Below are 9459 nucleotides of genomic sequence, written 5' to 3' on the forward strand. Positions count from 1 at the left end.
GAAATTGGTCATAAGAATTAAGGTCTAAGTCAAATCTATTCTTATGGATGTGATGACTGATCCACGGTGTTAAATTAATATTACGGTCATTTCTGTAGATGTTAGATAATTCGGGGACAAAAAACTTACAATTTCATGAATAGATTTATTTTCATTAATCCTTTTCAGAATGAAAAGGACTTGAGTGGCATTCCAAAAATTGCGTTAAGAGGATGAATGTCATAGTCATGCTGAACTTGTTTCAGCATCTCTTGTTTCCATTAGATCCTGAAATAAATTCAGGATGACCGGGTTGGGGGTGAATCTAAATTTTTCAGTTGTTATGTCATCCCCGAAATCAGTAGTCGGGGATCCAGCGGTAAAAGCATGGATTCCCTATTAAGGAATTAGGGAATGACAACAAGGAGGCAGCCTTGCCCTGAGTGCCGTCGAAGGGTTGCTTCTTTGTACTTGTGCTGAACTCGTTTCAGTATCAAGACAAAGAAGCTAGAAAAAAAATTAGATAATTGAAGAGAATAGCTTTAAAGATCTTGTCTGCGAATTATCTGGCTTTTACAGTTGCGACATGTCCTTGCGTCATTGCCATGACTGTGTAACCCTTAAAGGCTAGAGGTAATTATTACTTTTTGATTTATCAATTATAATTTGCAACTACAATTGATTTTTCGTATTATATTCGATCAATTCCAAATCCGCGAACAGTGGTAAAATATGAAAAAAAAGATTATCGTAGGATCTGACACATGAAGAAAATCAAAGAACTATCGGGACAGGATGTCTACCGGAGGTTCGAATTAAAAAAACTCGGATTTAAAACAACAGATGAACTATTACCCTGTAAAGAGTTCATTGGACAAGAGAGATCATACAAGGCTATCGAATTTGGTCTAGGAATGGAATATGGGGGCTACAATCTCTATCTAGCGGGTCCACCCGGAGTGGGGAAAAAGAGTGTAATAAATGAAATACTAACAAAGCTGGCTAAAGAAAAACCAACCCCACCCGATTGGTGCTATGTCTTTAACATGCACGAGCCGAGTGAACCAAAGGCAATTCGCTTCCCGACCGGCATGGGAAAGGTTTTCAAAAAGGACATGGAAGAACTCCTGGAGTTAATGAAGTCCGAAATACCCAAGGCATTTGAGAAAAAGGAATTTGAAGAGCAGAGAATGAATATAATGAGCGAGTTCCAGAGAAATAAGAACATCATTTTTGACGATCTTCATAAGAAGGCCTCAGAGGAAAGCATGCAGTTACAGTTTAGCCCGACGGGAGTTTTAACAATACCCCTATTTAGAGGAAAACCACTAACTCAGGAAGATTACAATAAACTGAACGAGGATCAAAAAGAGGATATAAGACGAAGAAAAGAAAGAATCGAAGAGGAAATTGGTAAATCAATAAAACAGGCTAGGAAACTTGAAAAAGAGGCGATGGATAAGGTTAAAGAACTCGAGAATAAAGTCGCGCTCTTCTCCGTTAGAGATATCCTCGATCACATCAGAGAGAAATACAATTCCTATCCAGATGTGATTGACTACCTAGATATGGTTCAAAAGCACATGCTTGAAAATATAGATGTCTTCCTCCCTGATAGCGGCCGAGATGTCAGCGGGGCACTACCCTTCAAGATTCCCCAGCAACAACCCACCTTTACGGAGTATAAAGTCAATGTCTTCATAGATAACTCAAACACAGAAGGTGCACCATTGATTTTTGAGTCAAATCCCACTTATACAAATCTATTCGGGATAATTGAAAAAGAGTCGAGGTTTGGTGTACTGGCAACCGATTTTACAATGATCCACCCGGGTTCCATTGCAAAGGCGAATGGAGGATATCTTGTCGCAGACGCGCTAGATATCCTGAAATATCCCTTTGTATGGGACACCCTAAAAAAGGTCTTAGAAAATCAAGAATTACGTATAGAAGATGTTTATCAGCAATATGGATTGATTACTACGGTAGGTCTGAGACCAGAACCGATTAAGCTAAATTTGAAGGTCATAATGTTAGGAAGTCCATTTATTTATCATCTCTTATATGCATATGATGAAGACTTTAAAAAGCTATTTAAAGTCAAAGCCGATTTTGACACCGTTGTTGAGATCGAGAATAATACCCTCTCTCAATACGCCGGTAGTATCAAGACAATTTGTGACAGCGATAACCTAAAGCAGTTTGACAGAAGCGGAGTAGAAGCCGTAATTGAATATTCGTGCAGGCTTGCCGGTGATCAAAATAAATTATCTGTAGACTTCGGCTCAATCTCTAAGATCGTTAAGGAGGCAGGTTACTGGTCGAGTTTAGATAACAAAAATAAATATGTTTCCAGAACGCATGTGGAAAAAGCGATTGAAGAAAAAGTATATAGATCGAGTATGATTGAAGAAAAGATTCAAGACCTGATAAATAAGGGGATAATTCTTGTAGATACTGACGGAGAAGTTGTAGGCCAGATTAATGGTCTTTCCGTATACAATTTGGGTGATTACTCGTTCGGAAAACCCTCGAGAATTACCTGTGAGACCTACATGGGGATGGAAGGAGTTGTGAACATAGAAAGACAGGCTAAGCTAAGTGGGAGCATACACGATAAGGGTGTCCTTATACTAAGTGGTTATTTAGGGACGAAATACGCTCAGAAAAAACCGCTAAGTCTATCAGCAACCCTGGCGTTTGAGCAGAGCTACGAAATGATTGAAGGAGATAGCGCCTCTGTGGCAGAACTGGTCGCCCTCATCTCGAGCTTATCCGGCATTCCAATCAAACAGTGCTTTGCCATTACGGGATCAGTAAATCAGAAGGGACAGATTCAGCCGATCGGTGGGGTCAATGAAAAAGTGGAGGGTTTCTTTCATGTATGCAAGGCAAATGGCTTAACAGGTCAGCATGGTGTCATAATTCCCCACCAGAACGTAAGAAACCTTATGCTGAAAAGGGAGGTTGTGGAAGAAATAGAAGGTCGGAAATTTCACATATATCCCGTAAAGACGGTTGATGAGGCTACAGAAATCCTTACCGGTGTTGAAGCAGGCAAAAAGGGACCCGATGGTAAATTCAAAAAAGGAACGGTTAATTACCTTGTCGACAAACGTTTGATGGAACTGGCCGAGGATTACAGAAAATTTGCAAGGCGAAACCAGAGAAAACCAGAAGTTAGGGCCTGATACAATTCATTAACCTATAATCTATTAGTGGATGAAAAAATCAAAAGCCATATACCAATTCGTATGTCAGCATTGTGGTAATACATCGCCAAGGTGGATTGGTAAATGTCCTTCATGTGACGAATGGAACTCCCATGTCGAGGAAAGGATTGAGAAAAGTAAGGCTAATACCATTAAACAGGCCTGGAAACCTACACCCATTCCCATCACAGAAATAGAAGGTGGAAAAGAGGAAAGGTTGCCAACCCTTATAGGTGAGCTTGATAGGGTGCTCGGAGGCGGGTTTGTTCCAGGTTCAGTTGTACTAGTTGGCGGCGATCCGGGAATCGGCAAGTCAACACTGGCGCTCCAAATGCTTACCAATATAGCCACATCAAAGTTGAAGGTTCTCTATGTAACAGGTGAGGAATCTCCTGAGCAGGTTAAGCTCAGGGCAAAAAGAACCGGATCAGGATCTGATTCTCTCTTAGTGCTTGCGGAAAACTCGGTCGAGCATATTATGGAAGAAATAACAAAACTTTCGCCGCATGTCGTCGTTGTCGATTCAATCCAAGCTGTTTACACTGAGGATTTCCCCTCTGCACCAGGAAGCGTAGGTCAGATTAGAGAATGTGCAGCAAGATTAATGCGTTATGCTAAATCTAAAGGTACGTCTATTTTTCTCGTCGGTCATGTTACTAAGGAGGGAACTATTGCAGGTCCAAGGGTTCTAGAGCACCTCGTGGATACAGTACTTTACTTTGAAGGCGAGAGGGACCATCCCTACAGGATATTAAGGGCCGTAAAAAATAGATATGGTTCTACTAATGAGATTGGTGTATTTGAAATGCAGGAATCGGGACTCAAGGAAGTAAACAACCCGTCTGAAATATTTCTGTCAGAACGCCCCATCGGGGCTTCTGGATCGGTCGTAACCCCAAGCATTGAGGGCACACGACCCATACTTGTCGAGATTCAAGCCCTGGTATCACCATGTAATTTCGGCGTCCCACGAAGAACAACAATCGGAATCGATTATAACCGTGTTTCTTTACTTGTGGCGGTCCTTGAGAAGAGGGCAGGGCTAAATATATTAGCACAAGATATTTTCATGAATGTCGCGGGGGGAATAAAGATCGTGGAACCCGCGATAGACCTTGGGGTCAGCGTTTCACTTGTTTCAAGCTTTTTGAATCGGCCCATACACCACGATTTAGTGGTGTTTGGCGAAGTGGGATTGTCAGGTGAAGTAAGGGGGGTCTCGCACGTCGAACTGAGATTAAAAGAGGCCGAGAAACTAGGTTTTAAGAAATGCATTCTACCACGAATAAATGTTGAAAGAATAAAATCTCCGGTCAGCTCCCTATCCCTCGTGGGCGTAAGCTCCATTGAAAGCGCAATTGAGGCAATCTTTTAGGAGGTTACCCACGTAATGTAATTTTTTTAGATGCGCGACTGGAAAGTCGCGCCTATCCAGATAACCAATCTCCAAGCAATTATCAGGTTGAAATCACCTTTGACATATAGACCCCTACTGCTATGATAAAGATCGATGACAAAATACATGAATACTTCCCCAATTGGCGTATTCGATTCGGGAATCGGTGGTCTAACAGTACTGAGTGAAATAAAAAAGTTATTACCAAATGAAAATTTTGTTTATTTAGGTGATACAGCCAGGGTTCCGTACGGTACAAAATCAAGCAAGACAGTAATAGCATATTCCCAAATCAATTCCAAATTTCTCGTATCAAAAGGGATTAAACTATTGGTTGTCGCTTGCAACACTGCCTCCGCTGTCGCTCTTCCTAGTCTTAGATGGGACCTTGAAATCCCAATTATTGGTGTTATTGAGCCCGGTGCCAGAAAGGCCGTCAGCACTACAAAAACAGGGAATGTAGGTGTAATTGGAACCCCGTCAACCATAAGGAGCGATGCATATAAAAAGGCTATTGAGAACATATCACCAGAAATACACGTGGTTTCCAAAGCATGTCCGTTATTTGTCCCATTGGCGGAGGAGGGATGGACTGAGGGTGAAATCGCAGAATTAGCAGCAAGAAACTACCTCGGGCCGTTAAAGGATTCGGGAATTGATGTGTTGATACTCGGCTGCACCCATTACCCTCTTCTAAAGCCCACGATTCAAAAGGTGGTTGGCGAAAGTGTTACATTAATAGACTCAGCCGAGGAAACAGCTATAGAAATAAAGAGAATCTTAAAGGACAAAAAATCGCTAAATGGTAACTCCTCACAAACTCAAAAGGAATTCTACCTTACCGATGTTTCAGAATCTTTCATAAATATAGCCGGAAGATTTCTCGGTGGCGAAATAGATCGTATTTATCAGATTGATTTAAAAGAGGAACAGTAGGCCAATAAGAAGGCGAAGTTAGATTAACCACGTCTAATTCTCGAAATCACAAAAGCTTAATCTTGTGCCATTAGTTTCTTAACTTCTTCAGCAAGGGGAGAAAGCACATCAAATAAGTCTCCACATATTCCATAATCGCATTTTTTAAAGATCGGAGCATCTGGATCCTTGTTTATCGCAACTATCACCTTCGACGAGCCCATACCCGAGAAATGTTGGATTGCACCTGAGACTGCCACCCCAACATATAAGGAAGGCGAAATAGCCTTTCCTGTTTGGCCAATCTGCATATCATAAGGGCAATAACCTGCATCAACAGCGGCACGCGTTGCACCAGGAGCAGCACGAAAGGCCTCAGCAAGCTCGTAAATATATTTAAAGTTCTCCTCGCTTCCTAGACCCCTGCCACCTGCGACTACCCTATCAGCCTCAGTAAGGGCAGGAAGATCAGACTTCTTTGTTTTTACTTCAATAATATTTGTCCAAATGTCATCTGGCTTTATTTCCACAGTTTCATTTATAATCTCAAGTGATTTTGGATCTTCTTCCGGCTTGAATGAGTTTGGTCTCACAGTTGTCATCATTGGTTTAAAATCAAGAAACTCCTGTGTACTAATTACCTTACTTGAATGTGAATAACGCTGGACTTTTAATCTATTATCATCTGTCAGGTCTATATCAATGGCATCCATAGTCAATCCTGCCTGCAATCTTCCGGCGACCCGGGGAAAGTAATCCTCAGTAAAATTCGTATTACCTGTGATGACTATACAGGGTTCATATTTTTTTATTAAATCGGTAAGCGCTTTAGTATATCCATCTGGGTTAGAATCTTTTAAAACGTCGTGTTCGACCACAAATACCTTTTCTGCTCCATACTTACCTAACTCTTCTGCTAGATCAGAAACTCCAGAGCCGAGAAGAACACCGCAAAGTGTCCCATCCAATTTTCCGACAAGCTTTCTTCTCGCCTCGGATAATGCTTCAAACGTAACCTTTCTGATTGTTCCGTCCAATTTAAGATCGGCTACCACCCAAACGTCCTTGCCCATTTATTCTCCTCCTATGAAACCTTATACTTTGAATCAAATCACCTTAGCCTCTTCCCTAAGAAGCCTGAGAAGCTCGCGTGCCGACTCTTTAACCTCATCCCCCTTTACCATGGGATTATCCTTACCAGTTATGATCTTCAGCTTTCTTTCAATCTGCGGAACACGAATATTTGTTGTCTTAACTCGAGATCCACCTTTGCCAAGATCTTCTACAGATAAACCAATTGCAGACAAATCGATATCATTTATGGTTACCTCCTTCAAGGGCTTCTTCTTTGCTTTCATGATACCGGGAAGTGAAGCGTACCTGGGCTCGTTCATTCCATCCGGACAGGTGATTAGTGCAGGTAGCGGTACCTCAACGACAACATGACCACCATCGATCTCCTTCTGACACGTTATCCTCTTTTGATCCGGATCAATCTGTATTATCTTACTGACGAGCGCCACATGTGGTATACCTAGCTCCTCTGCAATATGAATCCCGACCTGGACCGACTCCTGGTCTATGATCTTAAATCCGGTGAATACCAAATCGTATTCACCGAGCTTCTTTATCTCACTGGCAATAACCTTCCCGATGGCATAATTGTCTGAAGATCCAAAGTTATCGTCTTTTATATGAACAGCGCTGTCCGCACCCATGGCAAGTCCAGTACGAATTGCCTCTGCCACCCTTGCCGGACCCATCGTGACCAGTGTCACCTCCCCACCAAATTTCTCCTTTATCCTGAGGGCCTCTTCAACAGCAAATTCATCATAAGGGTTTAAAACCCATTTCATGGATGATGTGTCTATAGCGTCCCCGCTCGAAGCAACACTTATCTTAGCCTCAGTGTCTTGAGTCTGACTGATAACCACCACTATTTTCACTTTCTTTCCCTCCTTATATTTTTTTAGGAGCGCTTTGAACCTGTATGATCACACAGACAACATGACTTTTTAGGGTTCAAAGCGAGCATAAGTTTATCATCCATCCTATGCTTTTCAATAAAAAGTTGTATATTCCTTATCCCAGACAATAAATACAACACTAGTATTTACCGTTAGCAGCTTTGGTAATAAACCTTAAAATACGGTACGGATGAATTTTGTTGAGAATTCAAAAGCACTAACTTAAAAATTGCTTGGTTGTTTGAAGGCTATTAGAATAACCATTTAGCCTATTTTGTCAAACAGTATAGTTAGCAAGATTTTATTCAGAAAAGGAAGGGAAAAAATGCATAGGAACCAAATAAACAACGAAAAAACGAACACGAGATCTAAAAACAAAAATCAATTCATGTCATTCATTCAGGATCGTATATTCATCGAGGGTCCTCATTCAAGGCTACAGGAGTTATGGTTCATTATACGAGTCATGACCGAATTTTTAAAAGGTTTCCGAAAACTTCATTTCGTTGGACCGTGTGTAACGGTTTTTGGCTCAGCCCGCTTCGATGAAAATCATCATTATTATAAGCTGGCTCGATATCTAGGGAATAAACTGGCCAAATTGGGTCTCACCGTGATAACAGGAGGCGGACCTGGAATCATGGAGGCAGCTAATCGAGGCGCTAAGGATGCAGGCGGAAGATCAGTAGGATGCAATATTAGTCTACCTATTGAACAGAAGCACAATCCATATTTAGATTTTTTTGTTACGTTTGATTATTTCTTCGTAAGAAAGGTTTTGCTATTTAAATATTCCTATGCATTTGTTGTTCTACCTGGTGGTGTAGGTACAATGGATGAATTCTTTGAAGCAATTACGCTTATCCAGACAAAAAAGATCCTGAGTTTCCCTGTAGTGCTAATTGGCAAAGAATACTTCGAACCATTGATGGGATTTCTGAAAATAATGATCGAAGAAGGAACTATTAACGCAAATGATCTTGAACTGATGCTCTTAACCGATTCGGTAGAAGAGGCTATATCACACTTACAAAAACATGCAGTGGATAAATTTTCTCTAGATCTCAGAAAGATACCCACGCCATCCAAGCTTCTTGGCGAACAAAACCCTATGTCTTGATTTATAAAACGTCTTCATAGAGAAATCGGTGTTAAATACTGCTCTCCTGATATTTGTTATTTTGACCTGGGGATACTCGTGGGTACTAATGAAGGTTGGTCTCAACTATATGGAACCATTCACATTCGCTACCTGGAGATGCGCTATTGGTGGCCTTGCAATAATCCCATTTTTGTACGTGAAGGGAATTGCCTTTCCTAAAAGAGAAAAATTGCTTGATTACGTATTCGTTGGATTATTCCAGACGACTATAATGTTTGGTTTTATGTTATACGGGATGAAATTCGTCACGGCAGGAAAAACAGCGGTTCTTCTCTACACCATGCCCGTTTGGACCATGCTGCTCATCCACTATTATTTGAAAGAAAAATTAAATCGATCACAATGGGGAGGAATAGCAAGCGGATGCTTTGGCATTCTATGTATACTGGGTTGGGATACCTTAGTGCATCAAAACCTATTAATTTTATTCGGAGAATTACTGATTATAATTGGGGCGATTTCATGGGCGCTATCAAACATTTCCGTGAAAAGACGCATGGCAACTGAAAACACCTACATGTTAAGCGGAATACAGCTAATAATCGGTTCGGCCGGACTTGCCCTACTCGCAATTTCAACAGAGGGGATCTTTAAAGTAGAATGGACAGCGGAATCCATCTACGCGATCCTTTTCACCGCAATCGTCGCTTCTACCATAGATTTCACAATCTGGTTTTATCTATTAAAAAACATGGACATAAACACAGCAACCTTCTCATCAATGCTTGTGCCTGTTTGTGGATTGCTATTCGATTGGATGATTTTGGGCACAAAACTCGATATCGGAATTGTAATTGGAAGTATGCTGATATTATTCGGGATCTATCA

General features: G+C 41.2%; 7 protein-coding genes. 5 read left to right on the forward strand and 2 right to left on the reverse strand.

Annotation, left to right across the window (positions count from 1 at the left end; genetic code table 11):
• Nucleotides 1-743 precede the first annotated feature (743 nt).
• The 3 genes from VGA95_13105 (at nucleotide 744) to murI (ending at nucleotide 5523) form a co-directional block, all read left to right on the forward strand.
• Nucleotides 744-3170, forward strand: a complete 2427-nt coding sequence (locus tag VGA95_13105) for an ATP-binding protein (protein HEX9667478.1) — start codon at nucleotides 744-746, stop codon at nucleotides 3168-3170.
• Between the two features lie 31 nt (nucleotides 3171-3201).
• Nucleotides 3202-4566 (forward strand): DNA repair protein RadA, encoded by a 1365-nt coding sequence (gene radA / locus VGA95_13110; GenBank protein HEX9667479.1) that lies wholly within the window; start codon nucleotides 3202-3204, stop codon nucleotides 4564-4566.
• Nucleotides 4567-4701: 135 nt separating this feature from the next.
• Nucleotides 4702-5523, forward strand: a complete 822-nt coding sequence (gene murI, locus VGA95_13115) for a glutamate racemase (GenBank protein ID HEX9667480.1) — start codon at nucleotides 4702-4704, stop codon at nucleotides 5521-5523.
• A gap of 56 nt (nucleotides 5524-5579) precedes the next feature.
• On the opposite strand, the gene VGA95_13120 is transcribed toward murI, so the two are convergent.
• Nucleotides 5580-6575 carry an electron transfer flavoprotein subunit alpha/FixB family protein gene (locus VGA95_13120; protein ID HEX9667481.1) on the reverse strand — a complete coding sequence of 332 codons (996 nt, stop codon included), beginning with the start codon at nucleotides 6573-6575 and terminating at the stop codon, nucleotides 5580-5582.
• Nucleotides 6576-6608: 33 nt separating this feature from the next.
• Nucleotides 6609-7448: an electron transfer flavoprotein subunit beta/FixA family protein gene (locus VGA95_13125; GenBank protein HEX9667482.1), complete on the reverse strand. Its 840-nt coding sequence runs from the start codon at nucleotides 7446-7448 to the stop codon at nucleotides 6609-6611.
• A 409-nt stretch (nucleotides 7449-7857) separates the two neighbouring features.
• Here VGA95_13125 and VGA95_13130 point away from each other — a divergent pair, with 409 nt between their 5' ends.
• Nucleotides 7858-8589 (forward strand): TIGR00730 family Rossman fold protein, encoded by a 732-nt coding sequence (locus VGA95_13130; GenBank protein HEX9667483.1) that lies wholly within the window; start codon nucleotides 7858-7860, stop codon nucleotides 8587-8589.
• An 88-nt stretch (nucleotides 8590-8677) separates the two neighbouring features.
• The coding region (locus VGA95_13135; protein HEX9667484.1) for an EamA family transporter at nucleotides 8678-9459 on the forward strand (782 nt) is incomplete at its 3' end.

Source organism: Thermodesulfobacteriota bacterium, from assembly GCA_036397855.1.
Lineage (GTDB): Bacteria > Desulfobacterota_D > UBA1144 > Nemesobacterales > CSP1-2 > DASWID01.

Excerpts from the sequence above, each read along its gene's own strand:
- VGA95_13105 (HEX9667478.1), top strand. The coding sequence starts at position 744 with ATGAAGAAAATCAAAGAACTATCGGGACAGGATGTCTACCGGAGGTTC.
- radA (HEX9667479.1), top strand. The coding sequence starts at position 3,202 with ATGAAAAAATCAAAAGCCATATACCAATTCGTATGTCAGCATTGTGGT.
- murI (HEX9667480.1), top strand. The coding sequence starts at position 4,702 with ATGACAAAATACATGAATACTTCCCCAATTGGCGTATTCGATTCGGGA.
- VGA95_13120 (HEX9667481.1), bottom strand. The coding sequence starts at position 6,575 with ATGGGCAAGGACGTTTGGGTGGTAGCCGATCTTAAATTGGACGGAACA.
- VGA95_13130 (HEX9667483.1), top strand. The coding sequence starts at position 7,858 with ATGTCATTCATTCAGGATCGTATATTCATCGAGGGTCCTCATTCAAGG.